This window comes from Cryobacterium sp. Hh7 (assembly GCF_004403155.1).
In the GTDB taxonomy this organism is placed as follows: domain Bacteria; phylum Actinomycetota; class Actinomycetes; order Actinomycetales; family Microbacteriaceae; genus Cryobacterium; species Cryobacterium levicorallinum.
In genome coordinates this window covers 33,997-52,652 of the sequence record NZ_SOHG01000040.1, presented here as the reverse complement: position 1 = coordinate 52,652, position 18,656 = coordinate 33,997, and the positions used below count along the sequence as shown (strand labels likewise).

The 18,656-nt window shown below is 64.8% G+C and carries 17 protein-coding genes and 1 pseudogene; 14 read left to right on the top strand and 4 right to left on the bottom strand.

The genetic code is table 11. The features are described 5' to 3' along the window. The first annotated feature begins 96 nt into the window (after positions 1-96). The 6 genes from E3T43_RS11775 to dapF all read left to right on the top strand — a co-directional run bounded on the left by E3T43_RS11775 (position 97) and on the right by dapF (position 6,095). A complete protein-coding gene (locus tag E3T43_RS11775) occupies positions 97-321 on the top strand; it encodes a DUF3046 domain-containing protein (protein WP_092449895.1) in 225 nt (74 codons plus the stop codon). Between the two features lie 317 nt (positions 322-638). After that, entirely contained in the window at positions 639-1,784 is a 1,146-nt protein-coding gene (recA, locus tag E3T43_RS11770; RefSeq protein WP_134444448.1) for a recombinase RecA, read from the top strand. Between the two features lie 39 nt (positions 1,785-1,823). Continuing rightward, positions 1,824-2,519, top strand: a complete 696-nt coding sequence (locus tag E3T43_RS11765) for a regulatory protein RecX (RefSeq protein ID WP_134444450.1) — start codon at positions 1,824-1,826, stop codon at positions 2,517-2,519. A 76-nt stretch (positions 2,520-2,595) separates the two neighbouring features. Beyond that, positions 2,596-4,200, top strand: a complete 1,605-nt coding sequence (miaB, locus tag E3T43_RS11760; RefSeq protein WP_134444451.1) for a tRNA (N6-isopentenyl adenosine(37)-C2)-methylthiotransferase MiaB — start codon at positions 2,596-2,598, stop codon at positions 4,198-4,200. A gap of 5 nt (positions 4,201-4,205) precedes the next feature. After that, on the top strand, positions 4,206-5,204 hold the full coding sequence (miaA, locus tag E3T43_RS11755) for a tRNA (adenosine(37)-N6)-dimethylallyltransferase MiaA (RefSeq protein WP_241978953.1): 999 nt from the start codon (positions 4,206-4,208) through the stop codon (positions 5,202-5,204). A 9-nt stretch (positions 5,205-5,213) separates the two neighbouring features. Then, the gene (gene dapF / locus E3T43_RS11750; protein WP_134444453.1) at positions 5,214-6,095 is read left to right on the top strand and encodes a diaminopimelate epimerase; all 882 of its coding nucleotides are present in this window, start codon (positions 5,214-5,216) and stop codon (positions 6,093-6,095) included. Between the two features lie 172 nt (positions 6,096-6,267). Here dapF and E3T43_RS11745 read toward each other — a convergent pair whose 3' ends face one another. Next, positions 6,268-6,876, bottom strand: a complete 609-nt coding sequence (locus E3T43_RS11745) for a class I SAM-dependent methyltransferase (protein WP_134467661.1) — start codon at positions 6,874-6,876, stop codon at positions 6,268-6,270. 40 nt (positions 6,877-6,916) lie between these two features. Between E3T43_RS11745 and hflX the strand changes: the two genes are divergently transcribed. Then, a complete protein-coding gene (gene hflX / locus E3T43_RS11740; RefSeq protein WP_104132428.1) occupies positions 6,917-8,497 on the top strand; it encodes a GTPase HflX in 1,581 nt (526 codons plus the stop codon). A 239-nt stretch (positions 8,498-8,736) separates the two neighbouring features. On the opposite strand, the gene E3T43_RS11735 is transcribed toward hflX, so the two are convergent. From E3T43_RS11735 to E3T43_RS11725, 3 genes are read right to left on the bottom strand one after another with little or no spacing between them, the layout of a single operon-like run. Then, positions 8,737-9,756, bottom strand: coding sequence for a GTP-binding protein (locus tag E3T43_RS11735; RefSeq protein WP_134444457.1), 1,020 nt, complete (start codon positions 9,754-9,756; stop codon positions 8,737-8,739). A 54-nt stretch (positions 9,757-9,810) separates the two neighbouring features. Then, on the bottom strand, positions 9,811-10,236 hold the full coding sequence (locus E3T43_RS11730) for a (2Fe-2S) ferredoxin domain-containing protein (RefSeq protein WP_134444458.1): 426 nt from the start codon (positions 10,234-10,236) through the stop codon (positions 9,811-9,813). Positions 10,237-10,279: 43 nt separating this feature from the next. Further along, complete coding sequence (locus tag E3T43_RS11725; RefSeq protein ID WP_134444460.1) at positions 10,280-11,329, bottom strand: GTP-binding protein; 1,050 nt, start codon at positions 11,327-11,329, stop codon at positions 10,280-10,282. Between the two features lie 47 nt (positions 11,330-11,376). Here E3T43_RS11725 and E3T43_RS11720 point away from each other — a divergent pair, with 47 nt between their 5' ends. The 7 genes and pseudogenes from E3T43_RS11720 (at position 11,377) to metE (ending at position 18,598) form a co-directional block, all read left to right on the top strand. Continuing rightward, entirely contained in the window at positions 11,377-11,502 is a 126-nt protein-coding gene (locus E3T43_RS11720; RefSeq protein ID WP_134444462.1) for a ribosomal protein bL36, read from the top strand. A 289-nt stretch (positions 11,503-11,791) separates the two neighbouring features. Then, a complete protein-coding gene (locus E3T43_RS11715) occupies positions 11,792-12,091 on the top strand; it encodes a helix-turn-helix transcriptional regulator (protein ID WP_134444464.1) in 300 nt (99 codons plus the stop codon). 105 nt (positions 12,092-12,196) lie between these two features. Continuing rightward, a complete protein-coding gene (locus E3T43_RS19270) occupies positions 12,197-12,493 on the top strand; it encodes a hypothetical protein (protein WP_134444466.1) in 297 nt (98 codons plus the stop codon). Between the two features lie 315 nt (positions 12,494-12,808). Further along, positions 12,809-12,964 (top strand): annotated as a pseudogene (locus tag E3T43_RS19265) (chromate resistance protein ChrB domain-containing protein); the annotation flags it as partial. Between the two features lie 151 nt (positions 12,965-13,115). Then, a complete protein-coding gene (gene chrA / locus E3T43_RS11700; RefSeq protein WP_134442421.1) occupies positions 13,116-14,519 on the top strand; it encodes a chromate efflux transporter in 1,404 nt (467 codons plus the stop codon). Positions 14,520-15,199: 680 nt separating this feature from the next. Next, positions 15,200-16,165, top strand: a complete 966-nt coding sequence (locus E3T43_RS11695; RefSeq protein ID WP_174843055.1) for a methylenetetrahydrofolate reductase — start codon at positions 15,200-15,202, stop codon at positions 16,163-16,165. A gap of 87 nt (positions 16,166-16,252) precedes the next feature. Next, a complete protein-coding gene (metE, locus tag E3T43_RS11690; protein ID WP_134472571.1) occupies positions 16,253-18,598 on the top strand; it encodes a 5-methyltetrahydropteroyltriglutamate--homocysteine S-methyltransferase in 2,346 nt (781 codons plus the stop codon). Positions 18,599-18,656 lie beyond the last annotated feature (58 nt).

Sequence of the window (18,656 nt, the reverse complement as noted above, 5' to 3'; positions counted from 1 at the left end):
ACCGATTCAAAACAATAAGTCCACCGTCGACACCTTGTGTCGGCGGTGGTTGTCTTTCAGGAGTGTGTGTGTTCAGATTCGGGTGGAGCCAGCGCCGTGCGATTGAGTGAATTTCGCACCGCGCTGAAGGAAGAATTCGGCGACGGTTACGGCCGAGTGCTCACCCGTGACCTCGTGCTCACCCCGCTCGGCGGACGCACGGCCGATCAGGCACTCGCAGCCGGCGTCCCGGCCCGTGACGTGTGGCTGGCACTGTGCGCCGCGGTCGACGTGCCTCGCAGTCGTTGGTACGGCGCCGGCATCCCGGCCCCTCGCCTGTAACAGACTGGACTTCACCTTAGGCCTCTGATTCGACACGCCGTGCACAATATCCGGGAATGCTCGAATACCTGTTCGGCTTTGATAGGCTCCTCAACAGCAGACTTTCTGACAGGTTCTCCACTGGTCGATCGTGCTCCCGGCCAATGTCGGAGGTGCGGCGTACAGTCGAATTTGTCAGAGAAAGTCGGCGATTGCCTTGTCGAAACGGGCATCGGGGTCCTCTCGATGACCGGGCCGACAGCCTATAGGCGCCACCATGCACGTCCCGAAGCTCCGTTCAAAGCTAGCGACCGTGCAGAACCCAGGAGATGAAGACCATGGCATCACAAGCGAACCGCGAGAAGGCCCTCGAAACCGCCCTCGCGCAAATCGATCGTCAGTTTGGCAAGGGCTCGGTCATGCGCCTCGGCAGCGACGAGCGTGCCCCCGTTGAAACCATTTCGACTGGGTCGATCGCGCTAGACGTCGCGCTCGGCGTAGGTGGACTGCCGCGTGGCCGCATCGTGGAGATCTACGGTCCGGAATCCTCGGGTAAGACCACGCTCACCCTGCACGCCATCGCGAATGCGCAGAAGAACGGTGGCATCGCCGCGTTCATCGACGCGGAGCACGCCCTCGATCCGGAATACGCCAAGAAGCTCGGCGTCGACATCGATGCTCTGCTGGTCTCGCAGCCCGACACGGGCGAGCAAGCCCTCGAAATTGCTGACATGCTCGTGCGAAGTGGGTCCATCGACCTCATCGTTGTCGACTCGGTTGCTGCCCTCGTGCCGCGTGCTGAGATCGAGGGCGAGATGGGTGATTCCCACGTGGGCCTCCAGGCCCGGCTCATGTCGCAGGCGCTCCGCAAGCTCACCGGTGGTTTGAGCCAGACCAACACCACCATGATCTTCATTAACCAGCTGCGCGAAAAGATCGGCGTCTTCTTCGGTAGCCCCGAGACCACGTCGGGCGGTAAGGCACTCAAGTTCTACGCGTCGGTGCGCCTCGACATTCGCCGCATTGAAACCCTCAAAGACGGAACCGAAGCCATCGGTAACCGCACCCGGGTCAAGGTCGTCAAGAACAAGATGGCACCGCCCTTCAAGCAGGCTGAGTTCGACATCATCTATGGCATCGGAATCTCGCGCGAGGGCAGCCTGATCGACTTCGGAGTCGACCAGGGCATCGTCAAGAAGTCCGGTGCCTGGTACACCTACGACGGCGACCAGCTCGGCCAGGGTAAAGAGAACTCGCGCAACTTCCTGCTCAAGCACCCCGAGATGGCCAACGAGATCGAGAGCAAGATTCTGATCAAGCTCGGCATCGGCCCGGAGGGCATCGCGGCCAAGGCCGCCGAGAAGGCCGCAGCGGCGATTGTCGCCGAGGCCGAAGCGAAGGCTAAGGCGGAAGCGGATGCGGCGGCGGTACTCGATGGTGGTCCGGTCGCCATCAAGGCACCGGCAGCGCGCAAGAGCGCCTAACCGAGACCACGGAACGACAACGAAAGGCAGGTCACGGGAATGGTTCACTTCGAACCCAAGAATGACGCAGCACCACAAGCAGACGCCGGCTTGGCTCCCGTGACCTACCTGCCCGGTGCGGCCCCGGGAATGAAGCGCCGCTCGCCGCTGCAGGCAGCGGCCGGCGAACCCGACGCTGAGACCGACGCTGAGACCGACGCCGCCGAAGTCGAAGTCGACGCCGAGACCGATGCAGACGCCGACGCGCTCGACCAGCGTGAGCGGGCCGAGAAGGTGCTGTTGCACCGGTTGCGTGGCCGTTCCCTGTCCACCGTCGAGGCCCTGCTTGTCTTGAACGGCACCGGGGTAGACTCCGGCGAGGCGAGTGAGATCATCGAGAAGTTCATTCAGCTGCAGTACCTCGATGAGGCCAAGCTCGCCGACCAGATCATTCACAGCCACAACGTGCGCAAGGGTCTCGGTCGCACCGGTGTTGAGGCTGAAATGCGGCGGCGCAAGCTCGATCCGAGCGTCATGATGGACAAGCTCGAAGAGCTTCCCGACGACGAAGCTGAACGCGCCATCGACTTGGCCACCAAACGCATGGGTCAGATGGAACGTTTCGACGACCAGACCATAGACCGTCGACTCACCGGTTTTCTCATGCGCAAGGGCTATAGCTCGGCCGCCGTACGCTTGGCAGTCAAAGCCGCAATGGACAGCCGCGGTGGCGGCTCGCGTGTGCGCTTCCGCTAATGCTGCCGCCCGTTATTCCTGACCGCGCGTCGCACACGGCTCGCACACCGAATTGCTCGCGTAAACTATACCCACTATGAGTATCGTCGCCCCCGCACTTGCCCGCCGAACCGTGATCACCCCCTCGGTAGCCGCGATCGACGCCTCGGGGCGTGCGCGTACCTATGAGGTGCGCACCTTCGGCTGTCAGATGAACGTGCACGACTCCGAACGCTTGAGCGGCTCTCTCGAAGCCGCCGGCTACGTCTCGGCGAACGGTGGGGAGGCCGACATCGTCGTGATCAACACCTGCGCCGTGCGAGAGAACGCCGACAATAAGCTCTACGGTAACCTCGGCTACCTCGCCTCGGTCAAGCGCAAGCATGAGGGCATGCAGATTGCCGTCGGCGGGTGCCTCGCGCAGAAGGATAAGAACACCATCCTCGAGAAGGCGCCCTGGGTGGACGTCGTTTTCGGAACGCACAACATGGGCTCTCTTCCGAGCTTGCTCGAGCGGGCCCGCCATAACGGTGAGGCGCAGCTCGAGATTCTCGAGTCGCTCGAAACCTTCCCGTCCACCCTGCCGACCAAACGTGACTCCAGCTACAGCGGCTGGGTCTCCATTTCGGTTGGCTGCAACAACACCTGCACTTTCTGCATCGTGCCTGCCCTGCGCGGCAAAGAAAAAGATCGCCGTCCGGGCGAGATCCTCGCCGAGATTCAGGCCCTCGTCGACGACGGCGCCATCGAGGTCACCCTGCTCGGGCAGAACGTCAACTCCTACGGCGTTGAATTCGGCGACCGCCTCGCCTTCGGTAAGCTGCTGCGCGCGGCCGGCAAGATCGACGGGCTGGAGCGCATCCGCTTCACCAGCCCGCATCCAGCCGCGTTCACCGATGATGTCATCGACGCCATGGCGGAGACGCCCTCTGTTATGCCCCAGCTGCACATGCCCCTGCAGTCCGGGTCCGACCGCATCCTCAAGTCAATGCGCCGCTCCTACCGTTCGGCGAAGTTCCTCGGCATCCTCGACCGCGTGCGTGCACAGATGCCACACGCCGCCATCAGCACCGACATCATCGTTGGCTTTCCCGGCGAAACGGAGGAAGACTTTCAAGAGACCCTACGGGTCGTTGAACAGGCTCGCTTTGCCACTGCGTTCACCTTTCAGTACTCGATTCGTCCGGGTACCCCGGCCGCGACGATGGCCGACCAAGTTCCCAAGGCCATCGTGCAAGACCGCTACGAGCGTCTCGCCGCCCTGCAGGAACGTATCTCCCTCGAAGAAAACCAGGCCGTGATCGGTCGCGAGGTTGAACTGCTCGTCGCCAACGGCGGTCGCAAGGACAGCGACACCCACCGCCTGAGTGGGCGCGCCCCCGACAGCCGGCTCGTGCACTTCGACGTGCCGGCCGGTTCGCCACGGCCGCGTCCCGGCGACGTGGTTACGGTCGTTGTCACCCAGGCCGCACCGTTCCACCTGATCGCTGACTCGACCACCGAAGCGCCCCTGCGCATCCGTTCCACCCGTGCCGGCGATGCCTGGGACCGCCTTGAAGCCGAATCCTGCGGCGTTCCGTCACACGGTGGAGCAGCTGGCGGTGCAGGTCCGGTCTCGCTTGGCCTGCCGACCATCGGTCTGCGAGTCGAGAGCGGCTCGAGCACCATCCCCATCTACAACGTGAACGACGACGAGCGTTAGGAACGGTGTCGCCTGAGAAACCGGTGCCAGCCGAACCATTGGGGTCAGCTGCCTCGCCGGTGCTGATCGCGATCGTCGGATCGACCGGCACCGGTAAGTCGGCGTTGTCCCTTGATCTGGCCGAACGGCTGATCGCGCGCGGCCAGCCGGCCGAAATCGTCAACGCCGATGCCATGCAGCTCTATCGCGGCATGGATATCGGCACGGCAAAACTCACTCTCGCGGAACGCCGCGGAATTCCGCACCACCTGCTCGATGTGCTTGAGGTGACCGCCGAGGCCACCGTGAGCAATTACCAAACGGATGCCCGTGCAGCGATCACCGAGATCATCGCGCGTGGCGCGGTGCCGATCCTGGTCGGCGGCTCGGGATTGTATGTCTCCTCGGTCGTGTTCGACTTTCGGTTTCCCGGCACTGATCCGGAGCTGCGCGCCCGGCTCGAAGCGGAGTTGATCGACATTGGACCCGGCCTGATGTACGCCCGGCTGCAGGCCGTCGACCCGCAGGCTGCACAGAGCATCGGCCCGAGCAACGGCCGCCGCTTGGTGCGGGCGCTAGAAATCGTTGAGCTGACCGGTGCCCCACACCTGGCCGCCCTGCCGGACGAGCCAGTTTACTGGCGCCCCAGCGTCTTGCTCGGCCTCCGCACCGCGCGTGAACAACTGACCCCTCGGCTCGACGCCCGAGTAGAGCGGATGTGGGCGGCCGGCATCGTCGACGAAGCACGCGGGCTGCTCGCGGGCGGCATCGAAGACGGCGTGACGGCGAGCCGCGCGATCGGCTACGCCCAGGCCCTCGGCCAGGTGCACGGAACGCTCGGCCAGGCCGAGGCGATCGAGGCAACCCAGCAACTCACCCGCCGCTATGCCCGCCGCCAGGTGAGCTGGTTCAAGCGCTACGCCCACACGCACTGGATCGAATCCGACGCGGCCGACCGGGTCGATGACGCGCTCGCTCACGTCGACCGCGCCGTGACCGCAGAGTACGCAGCGACCGCCCCGTAAACTGGCAGCATGGGCATCACTCTGAACTTCACCAAGGGCCACGGCACGGGGAACGACTTCGTGCTGTTCGCCGATCCAGACGGAAAACTGGAACTGACCCCGGCACAGATTCGTGCCGTGTGCGACCGCAAGTTCGGAGTCGGTGCCGACGGCATTATCCGTGCCGTGCGCAGCCAGAACCTGCCCGACGGTGCTGCCGCCCTCGCCGAAGACGACGCGGCCGAGTGGTTCATGGACTACTGGAATGCCGACGGTACCGTCTCGGAAATGTGCGGAAACGGCATCCGTGTCTACGCCAAATTCCTGATCGAAAACAACCTTGCCGAGCTGTTACCCGGTGACACCCTCATTATCGGCACCCGCGGCGGCGTGCGCGACGTGCAGCGCAACGCCTCCGGTTTTCAGGTCGACCTCGGTCGGTGGAAGCTCGACGGCACCGAGCCGCTCGTGCGCACCAAGAACCTGCCCGTGGCCCGTCCGGGCCTCGGCATTAACGTCGGCAACCCGCACACGGTTGTCGCACTCGCCGACGACGACGAGCTGGATGCCGCTGACCTCACCTTCATTCCGCAGCTCGACCCGGAACCAGTCGGCGGCGTCAACATCGAATTTGTGGTGCCGAACGACCCGCTCGTCGTCAACGGCGTTGGGCGGTTCCGCATGCGCGTGCACGAGCGTGGCAGCGGGGAGACGCTGTCGTGCGGCACCGGAGCGGTCGCGGCGGCCCTGGCTACCCGGCACTGGGCCGGGGAAGCGGCACCGCACCAGTGGCGGGTCGAGGTTCCCGGCGGCGTGCTCGGGGTACGGATGTTCCCGGCCGAGGATGGCGAGCACGTGTCGCTGTCCGGGCCGGCGGAGCTGGTGTTCGACGGGGTTCTGAACCTGGGCTGACGCCGGTTTCTGGGGGTGGGGCCGGGCCGGCGGGTCATCCGCTCCTCGCTCAAACATTCGGACCTTCCGGGAGGTCTCCGCTAAAAGCGTGCGGAAACCTCCCAAAAGACCCGAAAATTCGTAACCCCGCGGAAAACCCGGCCGCCCGGTAGGTTGACCGGAATTTGGGGGATTAAGAGCGGTGCACCTGGAGTACTCGGAAGCCCTTGCTGATGGCCTCGCGGGTGGTCTCAAAGGTGTCGGGGAGCTCGGCAGCGAGCCAACGCTGGAGTGAGTCAGAGCCGAGGTTTCGCTGGATGACGAGCCAGGCATCCGCTTCGGATTCGAGGCGGGGCAGCCAGGTTTGCATGAGGCCGTGCAGCTCGTCCTTGCCGACGCGGATGGGCGGATTCGACCAAATGGTGCGAAAGCTGATGTCTGCGGGCACGTCGGCGGCGAGCACGGCCTTGACGTTGGTCAGGCCGAGGGTCGCGGCGTTGGTGCGCACGAGGTCGAGTGCGCGCTCGTTCACGTCCACGGCCCACACGGTGGCCTCGGGGGAGGCCAGAGCGAGGTGCAGCGCGATCGGACCCCAGCCGCAGCCAAGGTCGAGAAAATGACCGGTCAGGGGCGGCTCGGGGACGTATTTCAGCAGTACTTCGGTGCCGGTGTCGATGTGGGCGGGGCTGAACACCGAGTTGGCGGTCGTGAGTTCATGATCCTGCCCGTGCAACTGCACTGTGATCTGTCGGGTTTTCAGTACGGTGCCGGGCGCCGGAGAAAAATAGTGGTCGGACGACATAGGAGGAACCTTTCAACTTCGTTGAACTAAGGTTAATGGGATGAATGATCCAACGGCGCCCCGCGGCAACGACGCAGTAGAAAACGAGCCCGTAGAACCGGCACTTGACGCCGATGATGTCGTGGCGCGCGTGTTGGCCAGCGCCGACAGTAAGGCTGCCGGCTATTCCCTGTTCCGCAGCGGATCGGCTCAGGCCCTGCAAACGCAGGCCTCCGGTGAATATGACGGCAGCGACCACGACGGTGACCAGTCCGAACGTGCCGACCGCAACGCCCTGCGTCGCGTCGGCGGCCTCTCCACCGAGCTTGAAGACGTCACCGAAGTGGAATACCGCCAGCTGCGCCTCGAAAACGTGGTCCTGGTGGGCGTCTACACGCACGGCACCGTCGACGACGCCGAAAACTCTATGCGGGAACTGGCCGCTCTGGCCGAGACCGCCGGCGCAACCGTGCTCGACGGTTTGCTCCAGCGTCGGGCCACCCCCGACCCCAGCACTTACCTGGGCAAGGGCAAGGCCCAGGAAGTCGCCGACATCGTCAAGGCGCTCGGCGCCGACACCGTCATCGCCGACACCGAACTCGCTCCCAGCCAGCGGCGTGCCCTCGAAGACGTGGTCAAGGTCAAGGTCATCGACCGCACCGCCGTGATCCTCGACATTTTCAGCCAGCACGCCAAAAGCCGGGAGGGCAAAGCGCAGGTCGAACTGGCGCAGATGGCCTACATGCTGCCGCGCCTGCGTGGCTGGGGTGACTCGATGTCTCGCCAGGCCGGTGGCCAGGTCGGTGGCACCGGGGCCGGAATGGGCTCGCGTGGTCCCGGTGAGACCAAGATCGAACTCGACCGTCGCCGCATTCACACCCGGATGTCCAAGCTGCGCAAGCAGATGGTTGAGATGAAACCCGCTCGCGAGGCCAAACGCGCCAATCGCAAGCGCAACTCCGTTCCCTCGGTCGCAATCGTCGGTTACACGAACGCTGGCAAGTCCAGCTTGCTGAACCGCATCACCAAGGCCGGTGTGCTCGTCGAGAACTCCCTCTTCGCGACCCTCGATGCCACCGTGCGAAAGTCGACGACCGCCGACGGCCGCCTGTACACCCTCACCGACACGGTCGGCTTCGTGCGCAACCTGCCGCACCAACTGGTTGAGGCGTTTCGTTCGACCCTGGAAGAAGTTGCCGATGCCGACGTCATCGTGCACGTGGTGGACGGCTCCCACCCCGACCCGGTCGCGCAATTGGCGACCGTGCGCGATGTTATCTCCGAGGTCGGCGCCCGCGACATACCCGAACTGGTCGTCTTCAATAAGAGCGACCTGATCAGCGACGATGACCGGCTTGTGCTGCGCGGCCTCGAGCCGAAGGCGACGTTTGTCTCGGCCCGAACCGGTGAGGGTATCGAAACCGTGCTTACCGCGGTAGCGCTGTTGTTGCCGACACCGCAGATCGAACTCGACCTGCTCATTCCCTACGATCGAGGCGACCTCATCGCCGTGCTGCACGATCAGGGCCGCATCGAGGCGACCGAGTACGTGGAAGCCGGTACTCACGTGACGGCGTTCGTCACCCCCGAGATCGAGCCCCAGTTCGCCCCGTTCGTGATTCTGTCCGCGCTCTCCGCGTAGCTGTTCGCTTTAAGTAGGGTGGACGCACGAGGAAACGATCTATTCCGCGGTTCCTTGTTTTCCTCGTCGTAGTAGTTGCATCTAGTTCCGCTCTCATGCTGGTCGCTCCGGCCAGTCTTGTTGCGCGTAGCCGTCGGGGTCGAGGGTTCGGCTGAGGCGTTTCCAGTGGCGGCCGGGCCCGCGAGCGGGGCGTCACCCTGACCGATACGTCCTGCGGTTAGTGGGCCGTGTCAAATCGGTCAGAGGCTCAACCGACGCAGCCGGGTGAGCCGACGGAGACCGTCGTTGGGTGAAAGACTTCGTGCCGGGTTGACGGCGCTTTCGAGGCGGTTGCGCACCGACGCCACGTTTAGATGCATCCCGATCGCGACCAAGCCGTCTTCGCCCGATCCGACCGGGTGCGGGGCGATGTGGATGTGCCGGCCGACGACGTTGACCGAAATTCGGCGCCGACGGGATCCAGCCCCTACCGTGACCGCACCCTTTAGCCGGTACACCCCATCGGGCGGGTGCTCAAGAAGATCCACCAGCCGACCGGCGTCCACCGGCGCAAGGGCCGTCACCGTCACGGCGTCGGCATGCGGGTGGGGGTGTAGGTCGCGAACCGGGCCGGAGCCGAGCAGCGCGGCGAACGATAGCTCGCCATCTGGAGCCGGTTCGAGCGCCGCGTCGAACACTAGCGCGGGGTCGAGGCGCCCCTGGGCCGTGCTGATAATGCGAGCCGAGGGATTGCGCTGCCGAATCCGATTGACGATGCGCGCGACCGCGGCTTCTCGTTCCGGCGGCGGGATACGGTCGGTCTTATTGATCACAATGAGAGACGCCGCGGAATACCGCGCCAGCGCCAGGACACCGGTGTCGATGGTCTTGAAGTGTTCTACGGCGTCTACGATATCCACGAGCCCGCCGGGTCGTACCCTGGCAACTCCGCTGTAGCGGATGAGGTGGGCAAGAGCGGACGGCTCGGCCACGCCACTGGCCTCGACGATCACGGCGTCCAGTCGCAGCCGCGGCTGGGTGAGCGCATCGAGGGCGCCATCAAGGCCGCCCGCGTCGGGCAGGCAGCACACGCATCCGCCACTGATGCCCGCCACCTCATCGATTTGGCCGATCGCCAAGCCAGCGTCGACGTTGAGGACGCCAAAGTCGTTGATGACGACGCCCAGACGCGCGCCCGGGGCGCGCAGTAAGTGATTGAGCACCGTGGTTTTGCCGGCGCCGAGGTGGCCCGTCAGAGCGATCACCGGAACTTGCCGCACAGTGGATGCCTCTCCTTCATTCGGTCGCGCCGCCGGCGGTCCAGCCGGCCCTGCCTACCGCTTATTAGGGTGGGCCTGGATGGGTTTGCCGACGCCGAGGACGGCGTCTTGCAGCAGGAGGGGTATGTCGTTGGCTGGCATTTCGCCGGGTAACGGTCCGCCGCAGCGAATCCACCCGAGGAGCGCGTCCAGGATTGCGGGCCGGTCCACGCCACCCAGCCAGACGGATGGTCCGGTCGTGCCGGTGACTCCATCGCGGCGGGCAACAGCGGCGACTGCCCCATTGGCGCAGGCGCCCAAGCAGGGTGCGGACACGAGCACGGCGCCGCGACCGCTCACGATCGTGGTGCGCACTCTGTCGGTGCCGGTCTGGTCATCGGCCAGCCGGTGCAGAGCCTCGCAGCGGTGTCCGGTGCAGAGAGCGACGAGTGGGCCGCTCGCGCCGGGAACGATCGAGGTGTGAGTGTGGGGGCTGGTCATAGTTGTCTCCCTTGCGGTGTGTTGCGGATGGGGCGGTGCCGATTCAGTCGTCATCCTGGTCGAGGTCCCAGGCCGGGAACGGGTCGGTCAGGCTCCGCCACTCCTTGGGACCGCCGATGAACTCGCGATCGTCGAGCAAGCAAGCGTCAAGGTTCGCGGTGAGTCGGACGCCGTCGAGGTTTCGGCCGAAGAAGGCGATCTCCTGACCCCATGGCGACTCGGGGTCGTGGCTGCCCATGCTGGTCGGCTCGAATGCGATGGTGGGACCGGCGCTGTCCCACGACCCGACGACGTGCGGGCGCGATGCCAGTCTGAACAATCCACGGGAGCGGAGGATCTCGCCGGACTCGGTGGACGTGTCGTTGAGGAAGCTGGCGAGGCGGCCCGGGTGAAAGGGGCGGGGATCCCGGTAGACGACGCAACCGAGACCGGTGCGGCCCGAAGCTAACAGCCCCTCGCCGTTCAGCTGCCGGATCCAGCCGGGGCTCTGCTGCAGCCACGTGAGCATGTCCACCCGGGGTGGCAACCACGCACTGACCGAGCTGTGCCCGTGACGGGCGAAGACCACCTGGCAGGACGGGTTGAGCAGTCTCACGAAGTCGCGCAGGTCCGCGCACTCGTCGGCGGTGGAGAGATCGGTCTTGTTGATCACCACCACGCTGGCCCACTCGATCTGTTGCACGAGGGCGTCGGCCACCGTGCGGTCGTGCTCACCGTGGGCGGCGCAGGGCTGCGGTGGCTCTGGTGCAAGTTTATCGCTGCGTATGTCCCGCCAGAAGCTGGACGCATCGAGCACGCTGACGAAATTTCCCAGGCGGATGCCGCCGGCTTCCGAGTGCAGAACGAGGTCACCGCCGGCGGCCACGACCGCGACGGCCACCTCGAGCGGCACGGCGGATGGGTGGATCTCCAGCATGACCTCGCGCCAAGTGCCGGTGCCAGTGCCGGTGCCCGCGATGGCCCCACTGACGGTGGCCCGATCGGCGCCGTCCAGACTGATGCTGGTTCGGCCGCTCGCGCGAGCGATGGAAGACTTACCGGCGCCGGCGAGGCCGCTCACGAGGTTCAGGGTGAGGAATGAAGGCGATGTCATGCCTGCTACTCTAATTGATATTTATTCTCAATAAGGAAGAAATGGTCATGAAGGTACGCAATTCGCTCAAGAAGCTCCCTGGCGCCCAAATCGTGCACCGGCGCGGCCGGGTGTTCGTGATCGACAAGAAGAACCCGCGCCTGAAAGCCCCAGCCGGCTGGTCCTACCCGTAACCGGCCGGCCATCGACTTCGTAGACGCGGTAGACCTGTCAATCGGTGAGACCGCCCCCTCCACCAAGCCGCCGGAGCACCCGTTGAGATCGCAGTCATCACCGACAGCTGCACCGCTGCGGGATGCCGTCATGCTGCCAGGTGGTGGTCCAGCAAACCCCATCCGCGCATGAAGCCGCGACAAGCGTGACAATACGGCACCACTCGAGTCTTCCCTGCCGCCTGCGGAACATGCCCAACCCGGGAACGAATACATCGTCGATCGCTTATGGATGTGGTTATCTGTACTTATGACGGACGAAGGTGTCACCCGAGCAGCCGAACTCTTCAAGGCCCTCTCGTCCTCCTCGCGCCTGCGAATTCTCACCCTCCTCAGTGCGTCACCGGCTACCGTTACCCAACTCGTTGCCGCGACAGGGCAGTCGCAACCCCTCGTGTCCCAACACCTCAAGACGCTCCGCCTCGCAAATATCGTCACAGTGGTCAAGGTCGGACGCGAATCCACATACACGGTTGCCGACTCCCACGTCACCCATGTCGTCGAGGACGCCATCAGCCACGTTCTCGAGGACCCCGCTGACAACTCCTGATATCAGGAACCATTACCGATTGCATAAACGCATTGCCATTTACTTATGCATCTGGTTGGCTAGAACTACTAGCAGTTGCCTAGACGGATCCACAAGGAGAACAGCATGCCCCTCACCGACACCCATGCAGAGCACGCGGTCACGGACCACCAACACGGCGACAACTGCGGCCACCAAGCCATCAGCCACGACGACCACACGGACTACGTGCACGGCACGCACCACCACGCCTTGCACGGCGACCACTACGACGAGCACGAATCCAAGGCCGAGCACACGCCCCACGCCCACGCTCACGGCACTGACTGCGGCCACGAGGCCGTGAATCACGACGACCACGTGGACTACGTCCACGACGGCCACAAGCACGCCGAGCACGACGGCCACTACGACGAGCACTAGCTAGACGGCGTCCTTCCCGGCTACGGCTCGTCCAACGGTTCATCACGTTGTGCGGGCCGTTTCTGGTTTCTGGAGCCCGTCCACGAGCAACGTGCGCAACGGTCCCGGTTTGGAAACTCGATAATCATATCCCGACGCTGGTTTCGGCATGACGGGCGGCGGAGTCATGCGGCGTGCTGGGGTGGAGACTCTCCAGTGAGGTTGATGAATTTACGGCGAAAGGTCGCGGTGAGGGTTTTCCCGAGGACGGCATCATGAGGGCCTCGGCGGCTCGGGTGAGGTTGAGCCATCGTGAAGTGGGCCACGCGCGAACATATGCATATCGACCGGGCCGCATGCGCCTGGCTCATAACCCGATTCATCGATGCGGATGCGCAGTTCATCTTCGTCGCCGACCCGGCCGACGTTCCGACAGGTGCGACGGCATTCGACATGCGCGGCGCTGAGCACTCCCACCAGGGCGCTGACTGCACGTTCGAAACGATCCTGCGCCGGCACGAACTAGCCGATCCCGTACTCTGGAAATCGGCCAGATCGTCCATGAGGCCGACCTCGACGATGGCCGCTTCGACGCAGCCTGCTCCACGGCCGCGAAGCCTCCTGACGATACGAGAACTGCACTGTGAAACCCAAGAATGCCCGGCCAGCGTCCGCAACGGATGCCGCCGAGACCCGAGACCTGGTCCCGTTCCGAGACGCCCTGCGCGTCTGGTTCCTCGTCTCGCTCGAGACTTTCGGCGGGCCGGCCGGACAGATCGCCGTCATGCACCGCATCCTCGTCGAAGAGAAACGGTGGATCGGACACCGCCGCTTCCAGCACGCCATGAACTTCTGTGTCATGCTCCCCGGCCCCGAGGCGCAACAGCTGGCCATCTACATCGGCTGGCTGCTCAACGGCAAACGCGGCGGCCTGGTCGCCGGCACCCTGTTCGTCCTTCCCGGAGTTGTCGCCCTCCTTGCCCTGTCGGCCATCTTCGTGGCCTACGGTGACGCCCCCGTGGTCGCAGCTCTCTTCACCGGCATCGCCGCCGCCACACTGATCATCGTGGGTCAAGCCATTGTGAAGGTTGGCCGACGGTCCCTCGTCCACCCCGCCTTGGTCGTGCTCGCCGTCGCTGCGTTCGCCGCCCTGGCCCTGTTTGCAGTTCCCTTCCCCGTTGTGATCCTCATCGCAGCCCTGACCGGCTGGCTCCTCACACGCTATGTGCCCGGCGTAGCGAAGAAGATCGACGGCAGCGGCGATGCACCCGACGGAATCCAACCCGTCATCGCCGATAACGCGCTCAACGCCGGGAAGCCCTCCGCGGTGAGCGCGGGCAAGGTCCTGGCCGTGGGGCTGACACTGTGGATCCTGCCCATAATCGCCGTAGTTTTTTTCACCGGGATCGGCTCGGTATTCACGCAGCAGGGCGTGTTCTTCTCCACCATGGCCCTGGTCACCTTCGGTGGCGCGTACGCCGTGCTGGCCTACGTCGCCCAGCAAGCCGTGGAGGTCTTCCACTGGCTCACCCCCGGAGAAATGGCCCGCGGACTCGGTCTGGCCGAGACCACACCCGGACCCCTGATTATGGTCGTCCAGTTCGTCGGCTTCATCGGCGCCTACCGCAACCCCGGCGACCTCGACCCCTGGGTCGCAGCCATCATCGGAGCACTCCTGACCACCTGGGTCACCTTCGTGCCCTGCTTCATTTTCATCTTCCTCGGCGCACCCCACATCGAACGGCTCCGCGGCAACCGCCACCTCTCCGGCGCACTCACCGGCATCACTGCGGCGGTCGTCGGAGTCATCGCCAATCTCGCCGTCTTCTTCGCCATCAACATCCTCTTCTCCGAAACGTTCCGCCTCGACTCCGGGCCGCTGCAACTCCAGCTGCCCGTGCTCAGCTCGCTGAGCATCCTGCCGGTCGCCGTCGCAGCAGTCGCCGCGGTGCTCATGCTGAAACTCCGGTGGACCGCACTGCGCACCATCGGCGTGTGCGCCCTCCTCGGTCTCGCCGCCGGTCTACTCGAGCTGGCCACCGCATAGATATATTTCCGGACGCTCGGCGCCCCGCCAGCGACATATAGCGAACACAGAATGCCGCCACCAAACGGCAAAATCCACATGGTACGTCGATTCGACCGCAGTCTCAGTCTGCGTGAAAAATCGGCGACGTTCTCGCTCCTTGTCCGGACTTCATCACATCCGGTCAGGGAGATCAACTTGCCGAATGATCGTTTCGAGTCCGTCCGGACATGTCTGTAGTGACGGACCCTTCAGACTTGGAGCAACATATGAACGCAGCAGACCCACTCGACGTGATGCTTGACCAATCATCACCGAGGACGGTGACGATCACGCCGAGTGTGCAGCGCGATCTTGAGGTAACGAATAGGCGTCGTAGCCGCCGGTCTCCGGCAGTACGGGAAGCGCCGAAATCGGTGACACCGTAGGGGACCAGCCACCCGCGCGGCCTCAACACCTATCCCGTCCCCTGGGCCAGCGGATAGATGCCGTCTGACCGCACGGATGACACGAACTGTCATATTCGCATCGCTCGACGTTGGTGTTGTTACTGTCTAATCAATCGTTGCCGACGGAATTCATTCCCCGGCATGGAGCGACAGCCGAGCCCGGCATCCGCCCGCGAAGAACCGCCAGCACGCTGGCGCGTCCGCGGCCGCCCGGCCATCACCCGCTGTACTGCTTCTGCCGAATGAGGAACCATGACCACGACAGGAATTTCCGCGTGTAACGCCCGCCCGGCGTTCTCGTTCGAGGTGTACCCGCCCAAATCGGCGGCCGCAGCATCCGCTCTAATGAGCACTATCGACCACCTGGCCGCCGCCGGCCCCGAGTTCATCTCGGTCACCTACGGCGCCAACGGCTCCTCGCGCAACTCTTCTCTGGACGTGCTGCGCTACATCAAAAATCACACCGAAGCGGATGCGATGGCGCACCTCACCTGCGTCGGCTCCTCGCACGCAGAGGCCAGCCGCCTCATTCGGGAGTTCCTCGACGCCGGCATACGCAGCTTTCTGGCCATTCGCGGCGACGCACCGCCGGGCGCGGTCGAAGGCGACAACACTTTTCTCGGGGATCTGCACAGCGCGGGGGAGCTGGTGCAGCTCATTCACCGCGTGCAGACCGAACGGGTGCCGTACATCGAGACGGTGATTCCGGGTCTGCCCGGCGCCCGCGGGGTGAAAACGGAACGCAGCAAGGTGCGCATCGGGGTCGCGGCCTTTCCGAACGGACACCCCAACTCCCGGTCGGTCAGCCAGGACATCGACACCCTGCTGGCCAAGCAAGCAGCTGGTGCCAACCTCGCCATCACCCAACTCTTCTTCCACGCCGACGACTACCTGAGCTTCATCCAGCGGGCTCGCTCGGCCGGGGTGCTCTTTCCCATTCTTCCCGGCATCATGCCGGTGACCAGCCCGAACCGGTTGCGCCGAATTCTGCAGCTCTCCGGGGAGAAGCTGCCGGCCGGCCTGTCCATCGACCTTGAAGTCGAACCGACCGAGGAAGGGCAGCGCCAGATCGGCATCGACTACGCCGTGCGCCTCGGGCAGGATGTGCTTGCGGGCGGCGCCCCCGGACTCCACCTCTACGCCTTCAACCAACACGACACAGTGCTGCAGGTTCTCGAGGGGTGTGGGGCGCTTCCGGTGCCGGCAGTAATGCTTTAGGCCTCACGCCCGCTTCAGCGTGTAGGCCGCGAACTCGTTCGTTATTTTGCGCCATTCCAACGACCAATCTCCAGTGAAGGAATCTCCATGCCCATTTCACCCGCATTTCCCACCGGTACCATCCTCGGCTACCCGCGTATCGGTCGCCGGCGCGAGCTCAAGAAGGCCGTCGAAGCGTTCTGGTCTGGGGCGATCGACGCGGTCGCTGTGGAGAGCGTGGCCGCCGAACTGCGCTCGGCCACCCGGGAACGGCTCGTTGACCTCGGGCTCGGCCGCGCCGACTCGTCGATCCCCGAGTCGTTCTCGTACTACGACCAGGTGCTGGACACCATTGTCGCCGTTGGAGCGATTCCCACCCGGTTTGCCTCGCTCGTCGGTGCTGATGGAACCATCGACCTGGCCGGGTATTTCACCCTGGCCCGCGGCGAGGGCGAGAACCTGCCGCTTGAGATGACCAAGTGGTTCGACTCGAACTACCACTACCTCGTGCCCGAGATTGGCCCGGAGACCGTGTTCTCGTTGGCCGGTGACCGCATCGTGCGCGAGTTTCTCGAGGCCAAGGCGGCCGGTTTCCTCACCCGTCCGGTGCTCGTCGGTCCGGTCACCTTTCTACTGCTCAGCAAGGCCAGCGATGAGGCGCCAGCCGGGTTCTCCCCGCTGTCCCGGCTCGACGACATCCTTCCTGTCTACGCAGCGCTGCTATCCCGGCTAGCGGATGCCGGCGCCGACTGGGTGCAGCTCGACGAGCCGGGACTGGTCAGCGAATCGATCGATGTGCCACGCGGGGACACGCTGGCGGCGGTCGCATCCGCTTATGGCGTGCTCGGTCGGCTCAGTGGCCGCCCCGCCCTGTTTGTCGCGGCGCCCTACGGCAGTCTCGATGATGCCCTGCCGGTTCTTGCCAGTACTACCGTCGAGGCGATCGGCCTCGACCTGGTTCGGGGCACCCTGCCGCAGGCAGTGCCCGGGCTGGCCGCCAAGACCCTCGTTGCCGGGGTGATTGACGGGCATAACATCTGGCGCGGCGACCTGGCAGGCGCTTTCGAGCGCGCCGAGAGCGTGCGCGCGCTGTCCGACTCCGTCACCGTATCCACCTCAACGTCGCTGCTGCACGTGCCGCACGACGTGCTGGATGAGACCTCGTTGCCGCTCGACCTGACCAGCTGGCTGGCCTTTGCCGACCAGAAGGTGGGCCAGGTCGTCACCCTCGCGCTCGGCCTCGCTGAGGGGCAGGCGGCCATTGCCATTCCGCTCGCGGATGCCGCTGCCGCGCTGACCGCGCGTCTCGCCGCTCCGGGGGTGCGCGACGGTTCGGTGCGAGCGCGTTCGGCCGCACTCACCGACGCCGATTTCACCCGTGGTGCCTACGCCGATCGCCTGACTGCTCAGAATGTTGCGCTGCAGCTGCCGTCGCTGCCCACGACCACGATCGGATCCTTCCCGCAGACCGCAGACATTCGCCGGGCACGCGCCCAGTTTCTCAAAGGAAACCTGCCAGCCGATGACTACCGCGACCTGATGCGCGCCGAGATCGGCCGCGTCGTCGCCCTGCAGGAAGAGATCGGACTCGACGTGCTCGTGCACGGGGAACCCGAGCGCAACGACATGGTGCAGTATTTTGCTGAGAACCTCGACGGGTTCACCGTGACCGAGAACGGCTGGGTGCAGTCCTACGGCAGCCGCTGCACCCGGCCATCCATTCTGTGGGGCGACGTCTCGCGCCCGGCCCCGATCACGGTGGACTGGTCGGTGTACACGCAGAGCCTGACAGCCAAGCCGGTCAAGGGCATGCTCACCGGACCGGTGACCATTCTGGCCTGGTCGTTCGTGCGTGACGACCAGCCGCTTGGCGAGACCGCTCGCCAGGTCGCCCTTGCCCTGCGCGATGAAATCGGCGACCTGGAAGCTGCGGGCATCAAGATCGTTCAGGTCGACGAGCCGGCCTTGCGGGAGCTGCTGCCGCTAAAGAAGAAGGACCACGCCGACTACCTGGACTGGTCGGTCGGCTCCTTTCGGCTGGCCACGGCCGGGGTCGCGGAAGCGACTCAAATTCACACGCACCTCTGCTACTCGGAGTTCGGCGTCGTCATCGAGGCTATCCGCAACCTCGACGCCGACGTCACGAGCATCGAAGCGGCCCGCTCGCGCATGGAGGTGGTCCAGCAGATTGAGGCCGGCGGGTTCAACCACGGCATCGGGGCCGGCATCTATGACATCCACTCGCCGCGAGTACCCAGTGTCGACGAGCTGACGACCCTGCTGGACACCGCCCTGGAATCCATCCCCGAACGCCAGGTCTGGGTGAACCCGGACTGCGGGCTCAAGACGCGTGGCTACGAGGAGACGGTGCAGTCCCTGCACAACATGCTGGCTGCGACCCGGGTGGTGCGCGATCGCCGCGCTGCCGATCTGAGAGCTAGCCTCACCCGGTAGCTCACTCGCGTACCTGGCGCCAGCCGGTAGTCTTCAGGCCCGATCACCGGTTAGTGGT

What these genes read in the sequence shown, in the direction of transcription:
- E3T43_RS11765 (WP_134444450.1), top strand. Translation starts at nt 1,824, where the DNA reads ATGGTTCACTTCGAACCCAAGAATGACGCAGCACCACAAGCAGACGCC.
- E3T43_RS11730 (WP_134444458.1), bottom strand. Translation starts at nt 10,236, where the DNA reads ATGACCAGCCCCCACACTCACACCTCGATCGTTCCCGGCGCGAGCGGC.
- E3T43_RS11695 (WP_174843055.1), top strand. Translation starts at nt 15,200, where the DNA reads ATGACCACGACAGGAATTTCCGCGTGTAACGCCCGCCCGGCGTTCTCG.
- hflX (WP_104132428.1), top strand. Translation starts at nt 6,917, where the DNA reads ATGAATGATCCAACGGCGCCCCGCGGCAACGACGCAGTAGAAAACGAG.
- E3T43_RS11715 (WP_134444464.1), top strand. Translation starts at nt 11,792, where the DNA reads ATGACGGACGAAGGTGTCACCCGAGCAGCCGAACTCTTCAAGGCCCTC.
- recA (WP_134444448.1), top strand. Translation starts at nt 639, where the DNA reads ATGGCATCACAAGCGAACCGCGAGAAGGCCCTCGAAACCGCCCTCGCG.
- E3T43_RS19270 (WP_134444466.1), top strand. Translation starts at nt 12,197, where the DNA reads ATGCCCCTCACCGACACCCATGCAGAGCACGCGGTCACGGACCACCAA.
- metE (WP_134472571.1), top strand. Translation starts at nt 16,253, where the DNA reads ATGCCCATTTCACCCGCATTTCCCACCGGTACCATCCTCGGCTACCCG.
- E3T43_RS11745 (WP_134467661.1), bottom strand. Translation starts at nt 6,876, where the DNA reads ATGTCGTCCGACCACTATTTTTCTCCGGCGCCCGGCACCGTACTGAAA.
- E3T43_RS11725 (WP_134444460.1), bottom strand. Translation starts at nt 11,329, where the DNA reads ATGACATCGCCTTCATTCCTCACCCTGAACCTCGTGAGCGGCCTCGCC.
- E3T43_RS11720 (WP_134444462.1), top strand. Translation starts at nt 11,377, where the DNA reads ATGAAGGTACGCAATTCGCTCAAGAAGCTCCCTGGCGCCCAAATCGTG.
- dapF (WP_134444453.1), top strand. Translation starts at nt 5,214, where the DNA reads ATGGGCATCACTCTGAACTTCACCAAGGGCCACGGCACGGGGAACGAC.
- miaB (WP_134444451.1), top strand. Translation starts at nt 2,596, where the DNA reads ATGAGTATCGTCGCCCCCGCACTTGCCCGCCGAACCGTGATCACCCCC.